The organism is Mesorhizobium sp. USDA 3734 (assembly GCF_056279665.1).
In genome coordinates, this window is record NZ_JBWCCW010000001.1 from 5,571,884 (window position 1) to 5,588,749 (window position 16,866).

Annotated in this window: 13 protein-coding genes and 2 pseudogenes; 2 read left to right on the top strand and 13 right to left on the bottom strand. The window is 61.9% G+C overall.

From position 1 onward, the window contains the following. Positions 1-140 precede the first annotated feature (140 nt). Positions 141-1,161 (bottom strand): annotated as a pseudogene (locus ACZ89F_RS26725) (IS110 family RNA-guided transposase). Positions 1,162-1,827: 666 nt separating this feature from the next. On the opposite strand from ACZ89F_RS26725, the gene ACZ89F_RS26730 reads away from it, so the two are divergent. Further along, positions 1,828-2,166, top strand: a complete 339-nt coding sequence (locus tag ACZ89F_RS26730) for a hypothetical protein (protein WP_476095019.1) — start codon at positions 1,828-1,830, stop codon at positions 2,164-2,166. Positions 2,167-2,354: 188 nt separating this feature from the next. Here ACZ89F_RS26730 and ACZ89F_RS26735 read toward each other — a convergent pair whose 3' ends face one another. Genes ACZ89F_RS26735 through tkt form a run of 3 tightly spaced genes read right to left on the bottom strand, consistent with a single transcriptional unit; the run spans position 2,355 to position 6,167 of the window. Beyond that, entirely contained in the window at positions 2,355-2,492 is a 138-nt protein-coding gene (locus ACZ89F_RS26735) for a hypothetical protein (protein WP_476097403.1), read from the bottom strand. Then, on the bottom strand, positions 2,464-4,110 hold the full coding sequence (locus ACZ89F_RS26740; protein WP_476095020.1) for an FGGY-family carbohydrate kinase: 1,647 nt from the start codon (positions 4,108-4,110) through the stop codon (positions 2,464-2,466). Before ACZ89F_RS26740 ends, ACZ89F_RS26735 begins: the two co-directional genes overlap by 29 nt. Next, positions 4,107-6,167 carry a transketolase gene (tkt, locus tag ACZ89F_RS26745; protein WP_476095021.1) on the bottom strand — a complete coding sequence of 687 codons (2,061 nt, stop codon included), beginning with the start codon at positions 6,165-6,167 and terminating at the stop codon, positions 4,107-4,109. Before tkt ends, ACZ89F_RS26740 begins: the two co-directional genes overlap by 4 nt. A 230-nt stretch (positions 6,168-6,397) precedes the next feature. Here tkt and ACZ89F_RS26750 point away from each other — a divergent pair, with 230 nt between their 5' ends. After that, on the top strand, positions 6,398-7,639 hold the full coding sequence (locus ACZ89F_RS26750) for an ROK family protein (protein ID WP_476095022.1): 1,242 nt from the start codon (positions 6,398-6,400) through the stop codon (positions 7,637-7,639). A gap of 91 nt (positions 7,640-7,730) precedes the next feature. On the opposite strand, the gene ACZ89F_RS26755 is transcribed toward ACZ89F_RS26750, so the two are convergent. From ACZ89F_RS26755 to ACZ89F_RS26795, 9 genes and pseudogenes are all read right to left on the bottom strand, one after another. After that, positions 7,731-8,789, bottom strand: coding sequence for a Gfo/Idh/MocA family protein (locus tag ACZ89F_RS26755; protein WP_476095023.1), 1,059 nt, complete (start codon positions 8,787-8,789; stop codon positions 7,731-7,733). Positions 8,790-8,845: 56 nt separating this feature from the next. Beyond that, the gene (locus ACZ89F_RS26760) at positions 8,846-9,856 is read right to left on the bottom strand and encodes a sugar-binding protein (protein WP_476095024.1); all 1,011 of its coding nucleotides are present in this window, start codon (positions 9,854-9,856) and stop codon (positions 8,846-8,848) included. 113 nt (positions 9,857-9,969) lie between these two features. Further along, the gene (locus ACZ89F_RS26765) at positions 9,970-10,986 is read right to left on the bottom strand and encodes an ABC transporter permease (protein WP_476095025.1); all 1,017 of its coding nucleotides are present in this window, start codon (positions 10,984-10,986) and stop codon (positions 9,970-9,972) included. Between the two features lie 19 nt (positions 10,987-11,005). Next, positions 11,006-11,746: an ATP-binding cassette domain-containing protein gene (locus ACZ89F_RS26770; protein WP_476095026.1), complete on the bottom strand. Its 741-nt coding sequence runs from the start codon at positions 11,744-11,746 to the stop codon at positions 11,006-11,008. Continuing rightward, positions 11,743-12,720 carry an ROK family protein gene (locus tag ACZ89F_RS26775; protein WP_476095027.1) on the bottom strand — a complete coding sequence of 326 codons (978 nt, stop codon included), beginning with the start codon at positions 12,718-12,720 and terminating at the stop codon, positions 11,743-11,745. Before ACZ89F_RS26775 ends, ACZ89F_RS26770 begins: the two co-directional genes overlap by 4 nt. Positions 12,721-12,755: 35 nt before the next feature. After that, positions 12,756-13,574, bottom strand: coding sequence for an alpha/beta fold hydrolase (locus ACZ89F_RS26780; RefSeq protein WP_476095028.1), 819 nt, complete (start codon positions 13,572-13,574; stop codon positions 12,756-12,758). Continuing rightward, positions 13,571-14,401, bottom strand: coding sequence for a sugar phosphate isomerase/epimerase family protein (locus ACZ89F_RS26785; RefSeq protein WP_476095029.1), 831 nt, complete (start codon positions 14,399-14,401; stop codon positions 13,571-13,573). Before ACZ89F_RS26785 ends, ACZ89F_RS26780 begins: the two co-directional genes overlap by 4 nt. Next, positions 14,401-15,449, bottom strand: a pseudogene (locus tag ACZ89F_RS26790) (Gfo/Idh/MocA family protein). Before ACZ89F_RS26790 ends, ACZ89F_RS26785 begins: the two are co-directional and overlap by 1 nt. Before the next feature lie 255 nt (positions 15,450-15,704). Further along, positions 15,705-16,862, bottom strand: coding sequence for an ROK family transcriptional regulator (locus ACZ89F_RS26795; RefSeq protein ID WP_476095030.1), 1,158 nt, complete (start codon positions 16,860-16,862; stop codon positions 15,705-15,707). Positions 16,863-16,866 lie beyond the last annotated feature (4 nt).

Sequence of the window (16,866 nt, forward strand, 5' to 3'; positions counted from 1 at the left end):
TGTAGTCCGCTGATCGGATCCCAGACAGGTCAACGCGCTTTCAAGCGGCACCCACTGAGCGGGTTAGTCCGACCCCGGCTCGACCGTTCGCCATCACACCATCAGCACCTCACCAATCTCTGAATCCTTCACGACCGCCATCATGCAATGCCGGGAGCCTCAAAGCGTCGGCCGGTCGCCATCAACGCCCAGACGGTCCTCGCCATCTTGTTCGCTAAGGCGACGGCGACGACGTTATATGGTTTCTTCGCCAGCAGTTCGGTAGCCCAGCGGGTAGACGCCACTTTGCTTTTTGCGCTGAATCGGAGCACGGCGTGGGCACCGACCACGAGTAGACGACGGAGATATGGATCGCCCTGCTTGCTGATCCTGCCGAGGCGGTCTTTACCACCCGATGAGTTTTGCCGCGGCACCAAGCCTATCCAGGCCGCCAACTGCCGGCCGGATTTGAAGAGCGTCGCGTCCGCTACGGTCGCAGCGATCGCGCTTGCAGTGATTGGACCGATTCCAGGAATTGTCTCGAGCCGACGGCTCAGTTCATTCGAGCGATGCCATGTATGAATCTGGCGGTCCATCTCGCTGACCTTCTCGTGCACCTCCCGCAACTGGCCGACTATGGGACGCGGCCTGCGCAAGCGGTGGAAGCAGATCAGAATCTTCACTCTCGACGAGTGCGATCAGCGTGCCGACACCGGCAATGCCTTGGCGCGTTACGATTCCGAACTCCGCCAGGTGGCCACGGAGGGCATTCACCAGCATGCTCCGCTGACGGATCAGAAGCTCACGGACCCGATGCAGCATCAGCACACTCTGCTGCTCCTGGCTCTTCACCGGAACGAAGCGCATCGTCGGTCGCGTAACCGCTTCGCAGATCGCCTCGGCATCCGTCGCGTCATTCTTCTGCCTCTTCACATAGGGCTTGACGTACGACGCCGGCATGAGCCGAACCTCGTGACCCAGCGCCATAAGGACCCGAGCCCAGTGGTGTGCGGTCGCGCACGCCTCGATTCCGATCAGGCACGGCGGCAACGCCTTGAAGAAACCAGCGACATCGTCACGACGCAGCTTTCGGCGGAGGACTGCCACGCCCAACGCGCCTACACCGTGGATCTGAAAGACGTGCTTGGCGATATCCAAACCGACTGTGCTAACCTTCTCCATGGACGGCTCTCCCTTATGTGAACTTTCGACAGCCACACTTTGGCACATTGCGATGCCGGGAGCGGAGGCCGTCCACCGCATCAGGTCAGCACGCCGGGCTTGGCCCAATCGAGCTATTGGGAAGCACTTTATCGGGGTCGTGTTGGCTGCGTTTGATCAATCCGCGGCTGGAGCGCGTGCTAGCGAAGGACAAAGTGCGCCGGCTCCTCCAGAGGCGGAGAGCAATGAGTTCGAAAAGACGCGGCAACGCTGCCGCTATATCGATACAGAGAATTGCCGCGCCGTAACGCCCGGTGAGCGCTTCGACGAGAGCGCGCATGCGACCTGACGATCCTCGCAGGGGAGCTTATGGCGGAGGTCCTGGGCCACGTTTCCTTGGGAGTTCGAGCGCATGAAGGAGAATGTCGTTGCCTTTGCGCCGGACGGTCTGTCCGAAGCAAAGGTCGGGCGGCGTTAAGCCGAGCAACCTTTTGGGGTAAGGTTGGGACGCGATGGCATTGAGCGAATAGAGCGATATCCGGGAACCGAACCAATCCACAGAAATATTTTGTTGGTATTTTTGTTGGCTAGTCCTGCTATAGCTCGAGTCCTAACCCTTTGGAAACAGAGCGAGTTTTCCATCGCTTGGATTCCGCCTCTGGGCACCATCACCTTCCTAAGGTGTTGATGCAGCTGAAAAACCAGCAAAATTATATGCTTAGGGCTACCGAGTGCTACACACAGGTGTTGCACATGGTCCTTGCGGAGTTTGAACGCGAGTGGGCGCGGCTTCGGCTCGGAAATCATTCGGCCAATGGAACCAGCTTGGGTCGCCCTGCCGCTGGTGGTGTAGATGCGCTCACACTGCGCCTCATTACCAACCGTGAGGCGCATCTTCTTGCCACGGCAGTACACGATGAGTGGCTTGCGAAATTCTACGACAATCCGAGTGAACAGCTGAACTGGCACACCGAACTGTACGAGGGCATGTGGAAGAAGTACCCGTTAGGGCCAATTGTTGGGTGACGACGCCTCCACAGGCGATTGTCTCGCATGACGCTGCCTCAACTGTTCTACTCTGTAGCGCCTCACGGCTCGCTGATTATGCGCCGCATCCCGCCATGTTTGACACCGTCGTGACCTTTGAGGAGATTGGCAGCGCCCTCCCTCGAAATCGCATCCTCTGACCGAGGCGAATGACTCCAATGCTGTTCCTACTCAAGTCGGGCAGTCGAGCGCCGCGTAACGAGCGTGGCTTCAAACACAATAGACCGAAGGGCCTCTCCCCGTTCAAGAAAGTCGGCCATCACCTGGCCGGCGCGATCACCCATCTCGCGCGCTGGGGGGCGCACAGTTGTCAACGGTGGTGTTGCAAATGCAGCTATCTCCCGATCGTTCGGTCTCGAGCGGGGGCGATCCCGCTTTGTTCAGATCGTGCATGGCGTCGCGCAGGGTCTGATTGGTGCTGAGCTCCCGGTAGTTCTTGTAGAGAGACTGATAGGCGCCCGTGCTTTCGCGCCGCGGGTGGTAGGGTGTGAAGGCACGCGCACCGAACCGGGCCGTACCTTCGACGAAGCCGCTGACCAGTTCCGCCGCGACCGCGCCATGAATAGCCGCGCCGACGGCCGTCGCATGGGCAATGCTTGGAACCTCCACGACACGCCCCAGCACGTCGGCCATGATCTGCACCAGGAATGGATTGTTCTGGGCCAGCCCGCTCGTCAGAATGACGCGGTTGATCGCAAAGTCTTCTGCCTCGAAGAGGTCGACCACCGTGCGGGCGCCAAAGCAGAGCGACTCGATCAGCGCACGATAAATGCCGACGCCCGTGGTTTCGGTCGTGAGGCCGAGGAGCAGGCCGCTGAGGCCTGAATCGGCGAGCGGCACGCGGTTGCCGTTCCACCAGTCGAGCGCCACGAGATGATTGGCGCCGGGTTCGAGCCGGGCTGCCTCGCGGTTGTAGACTTGGAAGCTTTCCGCAGCGTCGTGACCACGCGGGAAAGTTTTGACGAACCAGGCGAGCATGTCGCCGAAGCCGGCCTGACCGGCCTCGTAGCACCAGAGATCGCGGACCGATCCGTCCTTGGCCACGCCTTCGATGCCGGGCGGCAGGGGACGGAACTGTTCGTTCAAAAAGAGATAGACCGCCGATGTTCCGAGGGCGCCGACGAGACAGCCTGACGACACGGCCCCTACCGCCGGCAGCACCACGTGTGAATCAATGACCGCCACCGCCACAACCGCGCGACCGCTGATCCCGGTGCGTATCCGCCACGCCTCAGACAGACTTCCAGCCGCCGTGCCGATACGGTGCGGCACCGACAGCCTTTCGGAAAGACCGGGCACGATCCCCTCGGGATAGCCTTCCGTTTCAGAATACTGGGCCTTGTAGGCCGCGAAGCCCAGGCTTCGCACTTCGTGGCCGGTCAACTGCCAAACAAGCCAATCGCCGGACTCGATGAATCGGCCCGCCGCGCCCCAAATGTGCGGTGCCTCGTCCGCGATCTGGGCGGCCTTTGGAAGCAACCACTCCCCGGAAAGCTTGCCACCGAAATTGCGCAGGAAATTTCCGCCCTTACGGTTGATCGCGTTCGCATAGGGCTGCGCGGCCCCATGTTTCCACAGCTTGACATAGGCATGGGGCTCGCCGGGATGAAGTTCGGAAAGGGCTGTACCGTCGGCAGTGGTCGGCATCGGGGAACTTGCCGAGAAGCCCAGTCCGATCGACTCGATAACCCGTCCACGCCCCAGCGCGCCCAGGATTTCCTCAGCCGCGTCGAGATAGTCGGCGGCGTTCTGCAACGCCCATGACCGCGGCAAGGGCGTGCCGTCGGGAAGACTCAGTGTCATGACGCCATGGCGATAGGCATGGGTGTGGCTGCCGATCAGCTCTCCGGTCGCAGCGTCAAGCAGAACGCCACGGGCTGACCCGGTACCGTAGTCCAGTCCGATGACATAGGATGCGGTCATCTCGCCTGCTGCCCTTCCAGGTCCGACGACGCAGCGCGGCGGCGTTTCTCGAGCGCCCTGCAAACCGCCTTCTCGACGGCCTCGACGGTCAGATGGAAATGCTCGTAGAGGATCTCGGCCGGGGCCGATTCACCAAACGAGTCGATGCCGACGCATTCGCCTTCGAGACCCACATATTTGCGCCAATAGTCGGTGACGCCGGCTTCGACGGAGACACGGGGAACGCCTTGCGGCAGCACCTTGGACTTGTAGGCGGCATCCTGCCGGTCGAAAGCCCTGGTCGACGGCATGGACACCACGCGAACCTGAACCCCTTGCCTCGCAAGTCGCTCGTGGGCGCTGACGGCGAGCTGCACTTCGGACCCGGTGGCGATGATGACGGCGTCCAGCCGGCCGTCTTCCCGACGCAGCACGTAGCCGCCCATGCGCACCGCTTGAACCTGGTCTTTTTCACGCGGTTGAAACGGAAGGGCCTGGCGGCTGAGCGCAAGACTTGTCGGTGTCTCCCCCTGCTCCAGCGCAACCTGCCAGGCAACCGCCGTTTCAACGGTATCGCATGGTCGCCATACGTCCATGTTGGGCATCAGCCGGAGCGTCGCCAACTGCTCGATGGGCTGATGCGTCGGACCATCCTGACCGAGCGCGATGGAATCGTGGGTGAAGACATAGATGGCGCCGAGCTTCATCAGCGCCGCCATGCGCAGCGCGTTGCGCGCATACTCCGAGAACATCAGAAACGTGCCGCCGAACGGACGAAACCCGCCATGGGCCATCAGGCCGTTCATGATCGCGGCCATTCCGAACTCGCGCACGCCGTAATAGATGTAGTTGCCGCCCGAGACGGAGGTGATCGGTTCGGCTCCCTTCCAAAGGGTGAGGTTCGAACTGGCGAGATCTGCTGAACCGCCGATCAGTTCGGGAAGCAAATTGGAAAAGGCCTGAATGGCGTTCTGACTGGCCTTGCGTGTCGCCAGCGTTTCGGCCTTCTCGACGGTTTGTGCAACGAACGCATCCGCCTTGGCGGCGAAGGCCGCGGGAAGGTCGCGTGAGGATCGCCGCTCGAACTCCGCCGCTTCATTGGGATAGGCCTCACGGTACGTCTCGAAGCGGCGGTGCCAGTCGGCCTCCGACTCAGCCCCCTTGACTGAGGCGTTCCACGCGTTGCCAATCTCTCTTGGAACCTCAAACGGCGCATGCGGCCAATCGAGCGCCAGCCGAGCCCCACCGACCTCGTCGGCGCCCAGCGGAGATCCATGGCAGTCATGACTGCCCGCCTTCGTCGGCGCTCCCTTGCCGATCGTGGTCTTGCAGCAGATCAGCGTCGGGTGGGTTGCATGCGCCTTTGCCGCTGAAATCGCCTGGTCGACTGCCTCGATATCGTGCCCGTCCACATCGGCAATGACCTGCCAGCCATAGGCCTCGAACCGCTTCGGCGTATCGTCCGAAAACCAGCCGCCGACATCGCCGTCGATGGAAATGCCATTGTCGTCGTAAAGCACGATCAGCTTGCCCAGACCGAACGTTCCGGCAAGCGAGCACGCCTCATGCGATATGCCTTCCATTAGGCAGCCGTCACCTGCCAGCACAAAGGTATGGTGGTCGACGATGTCGTGTCCGGGTCGGTTGAATGTGGCGGCCAGGGTCTTTTCGGCGATCGCCATGCCGACGGCATTCGCCAGGCCTTGCCCGAGCGGCCCGGTCGTTATTTCAACGCCCGGCGTATAGCGATATTCCGGATGGCCTGGCGTCTTGCTGCCAAGTTGCCGAAACTGCCGCAAATCCTCGATCGAGACGTCGTAGCCCAAGAGATACAGCACGCTGTAAAGCAGCATCGAGCCATGGCCATTGCTCAGCACAACGCGGTCGCGATTAACCCAGTCGGGATTGGATGGGCTATGGCGAAGGTGCCGGTGCCAGAGCGCGACGGCGATCTCGGCCATTCCCATCGGCATGCCAGGGTGCCCGGACTTGGCCCGCTCGACAGCATCCATTGACAGCGCGCGAATGGCATTTGCCAAGAGATCCGGGCGGACCAGGTCATTTTGCGCTGCCAACATGTGAGATTCCGTCGATCGAGTGACGGAGAAAACATTCGAACAGCCGCAGGCTGGCCCACGCCAAAGGTCGCTGCTTCCTCCCAACCTTTGCCAGATTAGTCGCGTAAATATCTATAAGTCAACGCATTATTGCATAATTTTTGACAAAAGATGTGCGACTTTATAGCTGGACATGCCTTTATCTTCCGATGGTTTGTGGCTAAATCTCGGGACAAACAGGGAAGCGCGTAATGGCCAGGACAAATGGTACGACGGAGCATCCGGCCCTTGCCAACAGCGGCGAAATTCTCTCGCTGATTGCCACGGGCGCCGCGACGTCCCGGTCGGCCTTGCTTGACGCGTCGGGACTATCGCGCGTGACTGTCACCCAGCGGCTGAATGCACTCATCGACTCGGGCTTGATACGCGAAACGGCGCGGACGATGCCGAGCGGCGGACGACCGACGCGCGTGCTCGGCGTCAATGAACGGGCGGGCTTCCTGCTCGTCGCCAACATTGGCGAAACCTATATCCATCTTGCCGCCATGGATCTCGAACCCGCGATTGTCTCGCAGAGCACGATACCATTCAACGCGCCGGACGGACCGGCCGCCACTCTCGAGCGGATTGCGGATGGGTTCGATATCCTTGCGGCGAAGGCCCGAGCCAGCCATGGCTCCCTTTTCAGTGTCAGCCTCAGCATGCCCACGCCGGTCGATTTCAAACGCGGCCGCGTGGTGGGTCCTTCGGTCCTTCACGGATGGGACGAGTTCGACATCATCGGCTGGCTGCGTCGTCGCTTCGATGCGCCCATCTATGTCGAAAATGACGTGAACCTGATGACGATCCACGAACATCGTCAGAACTTCCCGCATGTCGACGACATGTTCTTCATCAAGGCGGGGACGGGTATCGGCAGCGGCATTGTCGCCGGCGGCAAGATCTTTCGTGGCGCCCAAGGCGCCGCGGGCGACATCGGCCATATCCAGTTCAACTCCGAGAACGCGCCATTGTGCCGTTGTGGCAAGCTCGGTTGTGTCGAAGCCCGGGCCGGTGGATGGGCGATTGCCCGGGATCTGTCAAGCAAGGGCTTCAAGGCCGAGAACGCCCGTGACGTCATATCGCTCGTCGAAATGCAGAAGCCGGAAGCGCTGATGATGCTGCGCAGCGCTGGGCGGGTGATCGGCGAAGTCGCTTCCGATGTGGTCAGCATACTCAACCCGAACTTGATCGTTGTGGGCGGTACACTCGCCAAGGGTGGAGAGTTTCTGTTGTCGGGTATCCGGGAACTTGTCTACCAGCGGTGTCTCCCACTTGCCACGCGCGAATTGCAGATCGTGCTTGCCAACCCGCAGAAGGACAGTGCGCTTTTTGGCGCTGCTCATTTGGCGCTTGAGAATATATTCAGCCTTGGGAGGGTGGAGGAACTGATCGATCGGCTGACCATCGATCGAGCCAATCCACTTTCACAAAGCAGCACGATTTCCGGATGAGGCTGGTCGGCGGTCTTGGTCACCGGGATGTTGGAAATACCTCTCGGGGTGCCTATGCCCTCGCCTTCCCGTTCGACAGGACAGAAGCCGGCTAACTGACCTCGCCATCATAGATGTCCGAGATGATCTGCGCCACGCGAAGAGCACCATCGCCATCGGGCTTGGGACCAGCCGCCAGAATTCTGTCAATGAACTCCGACATACAGGATCGCCAGGCCGGCGTCAGATCCGCATGATCGGATTTGAGCGAAACGGGGTTCGAAGACAGATCCGGGCCGATGGCATGCATTGGTGAGGCCTCGCCATAGTGTTCGGGCCAGTAGTCCATTCCGCCAGCATCGCCGACCACGCGCACCCTGTTCTCGTCAGGGCCGGCATAGGCCCACGCCAGCTCGCAACCAACATGGATACCGGTTTCCGTTTCGAACGAGAACGCCGCCCTGTCCTCGACATCGAACTGCAGGGCCGGCTCGGTGACAGGCTGAGGAGGGCTCCAATCGCCAAGCCCGGCGCCTCGCCCCCCTTGGCTGCTCCAGAGCGTCGCGCGGATGTTTCTACCCTCGCCACAACCGGTAAACCAAAGAGCCAGATCGATCACGTGGGGTCCGAGATCGGCAAGCACGCCGCCACCCGACAGCGCCTTTTGCGTGAACCAGGTGCCGAAGCCGGGAATACCCGAGCGGCGCAGCATCCGGATGTCGATCGAGCGGACAGCGCCGAGCGAACCATTGTCGAGAGCACGCTTGATCTCGATCATCGATGGACGGTGGCGTTGTGGAAGATTGACCGCGAATGCGACATTGGCGGCCGCTGCGCCCGCAACCATCCGGCGCGCGTCGCCGATGGTGGTTGCCAGCGGCTTTTCCATCAAAAGGTGGAGGCCGGCGCGGGTCGCGGATGCTGCCGCGCTGGCGTGCAAGAAGTTCGGCAGAGCGACAATTACCGCATCCAGTCCAGGAATCCGCAACGCCGCATCCATGCTTGTGGCGACATGGGCGACACCGAACTCTCGCGCCAGTCCCTGCGTGCGTGCGGGATCGCGGCCGTAGAGCACGCAAACCTCCGCGCGATCGTCGCCCAGCAGGGACGGCAGATGAGCACGGCTGACGATCGTGCCGGTGCCTAGAACAGCAAACTTCAGTCTGGCCATCTTAGGTCCCTACAAGGCGTCGGCGGGAAGCGAGCACTTCCCGCCGACCGGCGTTTTCAGTTCTTCCCGCAGGTATCGGCCATATCGGGCGTGCACAGCACGAAGCCGGTGTCGATATAGGGCGGAACGGTCTTGCCCTGCTTCAGGTCATGCAACGCCACGATCGACTTGTATCCCATCTGATACGGGCTCTGTCCGACCTGATAGTGGCTCAGTCCATCCTTGAGCAGCGGCAGTTGCGGCGCGAAGGCATCGCCGAAGGAAATCACCAGCTCCTTGGAATCGACGCGCGCCTTGACCCGTTCGACCGCCTTGCGATAGGCAGCCGGTGCATACTGCGCCCATCCGCCAACGGCAATGAAAGCATCGAGTTTTGGGTTGGCAACGAGGACATCGTTGAGCTGCTGTGCAGAGAGCGCGATGTTGTCATTGTTGTAGATCGGACAACCGGCAACCTCAGTCCAGCCGTTCTGGCCGTCGAGATGCGTTACCGGCTTGTCTTTCGTTACTTTGGCCAGCGTGTCGCGCACGCCCTGCACGCGCAGATCGAGATTCAAGGAGCCCGCCGTTCCAGTCTGGATGCAGACGGTTCCGCCTTTTGTCTTGTACTCAAGAACTTTCTTGGCCAGTTCGACACCGAAATTGTAGTTGTCGGTGCCGATGAAGGTCGAACGAAGCCCGGCATCCTCGGGAAGCAGATCCCCGTCGAAGGTAACGACGGGAATGCCGGCCGCCTTGGCCTTCTCCAGCAGGCGCGCAGTCGACTTCGGATTGGTGGCCGAGACCGCGATGCCGTCGACGCCACGGGTCAGCACATCGTTGATCACCTGGATCTGCTTGGCCTCGTCGACTTCGGATGGGCCGATGTAGTAGCATTCGACCCCAAGGTCCTTAGCAGCTTTCTCGCAGCCCTCCTTGATCGGCGCGCTGAACACGTCGTTGACGGTCTTGACGATCACGGCATAGGTTTCGGCAGAGGCCGGCGCGACGATGGCGCCGCAGGCCACGGCAGCCGCAAATGCGGTGCCAGCTATGCGTGACGCCGATGCTCCAAAATTCCATGTCATTGCTTTCTCCTCTCTAGATAGATGTGACTTCTCGATTCTTCAGTCCTCCTCGCATTTGGTCCGGTGTCTGGGGTGGTCACCTCCTCGGGTTGATGATTTCGCTGGGTTTTGGCTCAGCCGTGCGCCGAGCGGAAACGCTCGAGCAACACCGCAAAGAGGATGAACAGGCCAACGAAGGTGCCCTGCCAGAACGGATTGACGCCGACGAGCAGCAGCGCATTGCGGATGACCTCGATCAGCACCGAGCCGATCACCGCCCCGAAAGCCGAGCCGAAGCCGCCGAGCAGGTTGGCGCCGCCAATCACCGTTGCGGCGATGACTTGAAGTTCCTGGCCCTGGCCGAGTGCATTGGTGGCCGCGCCGAGCCAACCCACCAGGAAGATCGCCGTTACTCCGGTCATGGCACCGAGCAGGACGTAGACCGAGACCTTGATGAGATCGACCGGGATGCCGCTCAGTCGCGCGGCATTCTGGTTGCCGCCGATGGCGCGCACGTAGCGGCCCCAGCGGGTCATCGAGAGCAGGAACTGCATCGCCACGGCGGAAACGATCACCGCCCACAGCACGTTCGGCATGCCTAGCGTCGAGCCGCTACCCACGGCAAGCAGCGTGTCCTGCGCCGCGCCGAAATCGTAGACGACCTGATTGTTGGTCACGACAAGGGTCTGCGACCGCACCAGGCTCATCATGCCGAGGGTGACGATGAAGGGAGGCAGCTTCAGGTAGGCTACGAACAGGCCGTTCACCAAACCGACGCCGGCACCGACGAGGATGACCAGCACCGCCACCACCGGAAAGGGCAGACCAGCACTGCACAGGAGACCGAGCACCACTCCCGTCAGCCCCAGCGTCGATCCCACCGAGATGTCTATGCCACCGGTCATGATGACGGGGGTCATGCCGATCGCCATCAGGGCGGTGAAGCAGAAATTCTGCAGGATGTTCGCCATGTTCGTGGAAGACAGGAAACGCGGCGCGATCAGGCCCGCCGCTGTTCCGATGACCAGAACAGCGATCACGATCCAGAACTCCTGGCTGCGCAGGACGTCCGAAAGCCAGGTCCGCTCACTCAACCGGAAAACGCTGTCGAGGTCGGCGGCATTGCCGTTTGTTTCGCTTTGATTGCTCATTTGAGTGTCCTCCGCGCCCTCAGGCGTTGGCCTTGGCGCCCACGATCAATGCGGTAATTTCCTCGGGTGACGTGTTGCCGACGGGTTTGTCGGCGACGATCCGGCCGCGGCGCAGCACGGCGATCCTGTCGCAGACGGCAAAGACGTCCGGCATGCGGTGCGAAATCAGGATGACGGCGACGCCGCTCTCCTTCAGACGTTTCACCAGTGCCAGAACCTCCGCCACCTGCCGAACCGAGATGGCTGCCGTCGGCTCGTCCATCAGCACGATCTTGGCCTGCGCGAGGCGGGTGCGGGCGATGGCGACCGCCTGGCGCTGGCCTCCCGACATCCGCAGCACGAGATCGCGCGGCCGCGTCTCGGATTTCAGGTCCCGGAACAGTTCGGCCGAGCGTTGCCGCATGGCGACGTGATCGAGGACCTTGAACGGACCGAGCGGGCGCATGATCTCACGGCCCAGGAAAACGTTGGCCGCAGCGGTCAGGTTGTCGCAAAGGGCAAGGTCCTGATAGACGACCTCGATGCCGGCGCGGCGCGCCTCGATCGGCTTTGAGAAGCTGATGCGCGCGCCGTTGAGCAACATCTCGCCCGAGGACGGAGCGAAATTGCCGGCGATCATTTTCACGACTGTGGACTTACCGGCGCCGTTGTCGCCCATCAGCCCGACGATCTCGCCCGGCGCTATCGTCAACGACACGTCGTCCACTGCCTGGATCGCGCCGAAGTGACGCGAGACGTTCTTCAATTCCAAAAGGCTCATGGCTTCCTCCCTTGCGCGCCAGCGACCGCATCCTGACGCTGGCCGGCGATAAGACGATCCGGCTGCGCGCCATCCGCGACGGCCTCGCGATTGCTGTCCCGCAGATGTTCGCGGGCGACCTGCAATGCTCCATGCAGGACGGCCCGCCAGCCGAGTTCGGCCCAGCGCAGGTCCATGGGCCGGCCCGTTTCGGCGAATGGAGCGTTGGCGGCGACCAATGCCGCCAGGCGCTGCCGAGGAAAGGCCTTGATCGCACAGACGCCACCGCCAAGAATGATCGTGCCCGGCGAGAACAGGGCGACCGCCGTGCCGATTGCGAGGGCCTGATCCTTGATGAACTGGTCGATGTCCCGCTCGAGGTCAGGGACCCGTGGCGCGATGGAGAATATCTCCGCGATCGGCACGCGATGACGATCGGCAATCAGTTGCAGGGCGCGACCCGACACGTAGGTTTCGAGGCAATCCGTGCGCAACCCTTCCAGTTTGCGCCCCTCGCCCTTGAACGGCATATGACCGATCTCGAGAGCCCAGCCGGAACCGCGGAACGGATGCCTATCCTGGAGAAAGGCGGCGCCCACGCCGGTGCCGAAATATATGCCCAGCACGCTTTCAGCACCCTGCCCCGCGCCGGCAAGTGTTTCTCCACTCAGCGCGAGAACGGAGTCGCGCTCCAGCACCACCGGAATGCCGATCCGCGCGCCCAGTTCGCTTGCAAGATAATGCCCGTTGAGCTGAAGGACATTGCCAGCGAAGAGCACCCGGTCGCTGTCCGTATCGATAAATCCCGGGACGGTCGAAACCAGCAGGTCGGGCTTCACCCCAGAGTCGGCAAGAACGTTTTCCACGATCCTTGCAAAACTGCCGACCGGGTCGGGATTGCGAAGCAGGGAGGTCGGGAAAAGCCGCTCGTATTCCAGGGGAACGCCATCGATGACGAAGCCGCATTTCAGGCTCGTTCCCCCGACATCGATCACCAGAACCGATTGGTAGGAAAACTCGGCTGCAGCGTTCATTCCGCGTCCTCCGCGACCAGGAGGAACACCGACAGAGCAGCCCGGAACTCGGCGACATAGGCGTCCCGGTCGACGCTCTTGGAGGTGATTTGCTGCAACCGAGCACCCGGTATCAGCCGGCTGAGTTGTTCCGCATAGGCCATGGGGTGCACGTAGTCCTCGCCGTTGCCGACGATCAGCGTGGGGATCTCGAGCCTTTCCAGCATTGCCCGCGTAACGCCGGGACCGTCATTGGGAATCCTGGAAAGCAGGGCGACCGTGGTTTCCGGGCGAGGCCGCGAGAAGAAGCCGACGAGCGAGTTGGCATTGTCAGGCGAAGCAGCCAGAAGCGTCTGGAACGCGGGCGTTTCAAGGAAACGACGAAGGCCCTCATCCGGACCAAACCGGCCCAGAAAAAGCGCGGCTGCCGGATAGGACATCTGGGTTTCCGGTGCGGGTTGGTCGACCCATGCCGGCCGTGCCAGCACCAGACGCGAGATCCGCTCCGGGTGAAACGCGGCGAGACGAAGGGTGATTGCAGCCCCCAGGGATATTCCGCCGACGGCGGCCCGTGGAAGCTCCAGATGATCGAGCAACGCCAGGGCGTCGTCGGCGAACTGCGCGATCGACAGCTTGTCCGCGTCACCGAGTTCGGACGCGCCATGGCCGCGGCACTCCAGGGTAATTCTGCGAAGACCGGCCTCGTGCGGAAACACTTCCGCCGGCTGTGCGAGCGTTGCGCCGAGCCCATGCTGCCAGAGCACGGGTTCGCCCTCGCCAACGATCTCGTAGGAGAGACGGCAACCATCGGCGGTCAGGATTGTGCCGACACTCACGACACACCTCCAACGAGCGCGTTGAGTGCCTTAGCTGACCGCGCGGTGTCCTCGTGGTTGAAACCATGTCCGATCAATGCGCCGTCATAGCCGGCGGCGTGCAACAACCGCACGAACTCCGGCAGGTCGACGGCGCCGGCGCCGGTCGCCACCACGGTTCCTTCCGTATCCATGTCCTTCGCATGCGCCAGAAGGATATCGGCACCCAGCAGATCGATTGCCTCGACCATGACGGCGCGCTGGTGCGGCAGTGTTTCCGGTGAGAGCAGATTGGCCGCATCGAGAATGATGCCGAGGCGGCCGCTTCCGACCTGGTCGAGAAGCTTGCGCGCGGCCCTGGCGTCGGCGACGACGTTTCCGGGCTCGGGCTCGATTGCGAGAGCCAGTCCCGCATCGTCCGCGAGCTGCAGGGCGAAATCGAGCTCCCGCCGGAAATCCGACCACGCGACCGGCGAGCGATTGTCCGGGTGGGGCGCCCACATGTCGTCGCGATTGCGCGACCCTGTGCATAGCGAGACGATCGGAGCGCCCATGCGGGCGGCGGCAATGAGAACATTGGCGAAGCGCGGACGCGCCACCAGCCGGACGGCCTCGTCGGGATGCGCCATGTTGTAGGTGCCCGACAGTGCTGCGACGGCAAGATGCCGTTCGGCGGCAAGCTCGCCGACGGCTTCGGCGGCGCCGTCTGGCAGCGCATCCGGCAGACTGGCAAGCCCGATGCTGGAGAGGTTGAACTGGATACCCTCATAGCCATCGGCTCGGACCGCATCGAGCACTTCAACGGTCGTCCTGAATGGATAGGTGCGCGTAAAGATCGCGGGGTACATCAGACCGCCCCGTCGACATCCGAAAGCGCAACCGGCTTGCTTGTGCTTGCCGATTGCGCGATCGCCGCCATGGCGCGGACCGAGGCGACGCCGTCGTCGATCGAAGCGCCGTTCATGGCAATGCCTTTCAGCACGACATCGGCAAAGCCCTCGATCTGGCGGCGATAGAAATGGCCGTCGGCGCCAAGCACCCGGCGATAGGCGCCCTCGCTCTCGCGGAAGATGTCGACCTCGCTCGAGCGGTAGTACCAGGGATTGAAAATCTTGCCGATCGCGCTGCCGTTCTGGCCGTAGAGTTGAAAACCCTCATGCCAGTCCATCCGTACCGCGATGGTCAGGTCCAGATGTCCGAGCGTGCCGTTTTCGAATTCGGTATCGACGAACCAGCAATAGGCCCCGAAGCGCTCCGACAGCCTTGTCTGCACGGCCTTTATCGGACCAGCTAGATAGCGGGCGAGGTCGACCAGGTGGCTGCCATGCGCGAGCATGTAGTAGCGTCGCCTGTCGGCCTTCTGGTCGCCAGTGGGCTTTATCGCCCTGGATCCGGTTCGCGCCACTGGCTGAAGTGCGTCCGTAACGGTGTAGCGGTGTGGGTGGAGTCGCAATACCAGGCCTTCAGGGCCAGCAGTTCACCGATCCCATCGTCGACAAATTCGCGCGTCGCCTGGATACCCGGGTCGAAACGCAACATGTGCCCGATCTGCAGCACCAGTCCGCTCCGCTCGACATGGCCTTTCAGTTCCTCCACCTCTTCGACAGAAAGGCCGATCGGCTTTTCGCAGAACACATGCTTGCCAGCCGACAAAGCCCTGATCGCCGCGGGAACATGGAAGGCATCGGATGTCGCGATGATGACCGCGTCAACTTGCGGGTCGGAGAGCATCTCGTCGTAGTCGCGGTAAATGCACTGCGCGTCGTAGAAGTTGCCGAACCGCTGGGCCAATTCGCCATCCGCGTCGCAAACCGCCCTGAGCGTGACATTGCGCCCCTTCTGGACCGATTCCAGATGCGCGAATTGCGAGATGGGACCACATCCCAAAATGCCCATGCGCAGGCACGTGGCTTCCTTGGCTATCGGCACGCTCTTCCTCCCAGATATGCTTTTGTATTTGTTTATGACAAAAACATATTACTCGTCAAGCAGGATTTGTCGGCACTTCCTGTCAAGGGCGAAACCCACCCGCTGATCCCGATGAGATTGCCGTCATCGCTTTGGCGGGGCTTCGCGCCCGTCTGCGGAAGATGGCTGGAGCCTGGCTGGTTGACCCGAACCGTTTCGGTTCGCCGGGAAAGCCGCGTCAGGTCAGGCGTCTGAACCTTCGAGGTCCGGCATGGCAAACATCGTTTCCCGAATGGTTGCAGCCGCACCGATCGCTGCCCCGTCGGCCCCAAAGCGCGTGACAAGCACCTGGGGCAGCACGAAGCCGGGCAACAGGCTTGCTTGCAGCCTGTCCCTCACCTGCTCGGCAACGTGGGGGTAGAGCGCTGACAAGGGGCCGCCGAGCACGATGCGTCCCGGGTCGAGCAGATGGATCGCATTCGCCAGCCCGGCCGACAGCGCTTCCGCCCAGAAGTCGAGCGCATCGGCGACTTCGGGCCTGGCTGCTTCGGCGAGCAACATCGCGACACCATCGGTTATGGCCTGATCGGATTTGAAGAAACCGGAGAAGGATTTCGACCCGGCAAGCACTTCGAACGTATCCGTACGCCCTCGCGCCGTTACAATCGTATGTCCAATTTCGCCGGAATAGCCATGCGCTCCCGCGATCACGCGGCCATCATCGACGATCGCTCCGCCGATGCCCTCCGCCATCAGCACCAACAGAAGGTTTTCGGTTTTGTTGCTTTCGGAGACGACACGCTCGGCGTTGGCAAAGGCGAAGGCATCGTTGCAGACCATGACCGTCCAGTCGGGCGGATAGCTGGCAACCAGCCTTTCCCGAAAAGGATGGTTGCGCCATTCGAGAAAGGGTGCGTTGACGACACTGCCGTCCCGCGCCACCAAACCGGGAATTGAAACGCAAATCCCTTCAATCTTCTCGCGATCGATCGAGGCGTCCTTCACCAGTCGCTGCGTTGTCGCCAACAGTCGTTCGAACACATATCCGGGATCGCGAAAGTTTGGGCCGGTCGGCTCCACGAGACGGATCACGACATTCATTTGAAGATCGAGTACGACACCCGTCAGTGACCTTGTGCCAATATCAACGCCGATGAAGCAGGCGCCGGAGGGATTGAGCGCGACCGCTACGCCAGGACGCCCCTTGCGCGCCTCGACCACGGCCTCAGACCTTTCAACCACCAGACCCGCGTCCAGCAGCACGAGTATGGCGTTGCCGATGGTCGCACGGGTCAGGCCCAGTTCCCGGGCGATGTCGGCACGAGAAAGCCCACGCCCGCTGTCGAGCAGACGCAGACAGCGTCGCGCATTGATGTGGCGCAATAATCTGGTGGTGCTCAAAGTT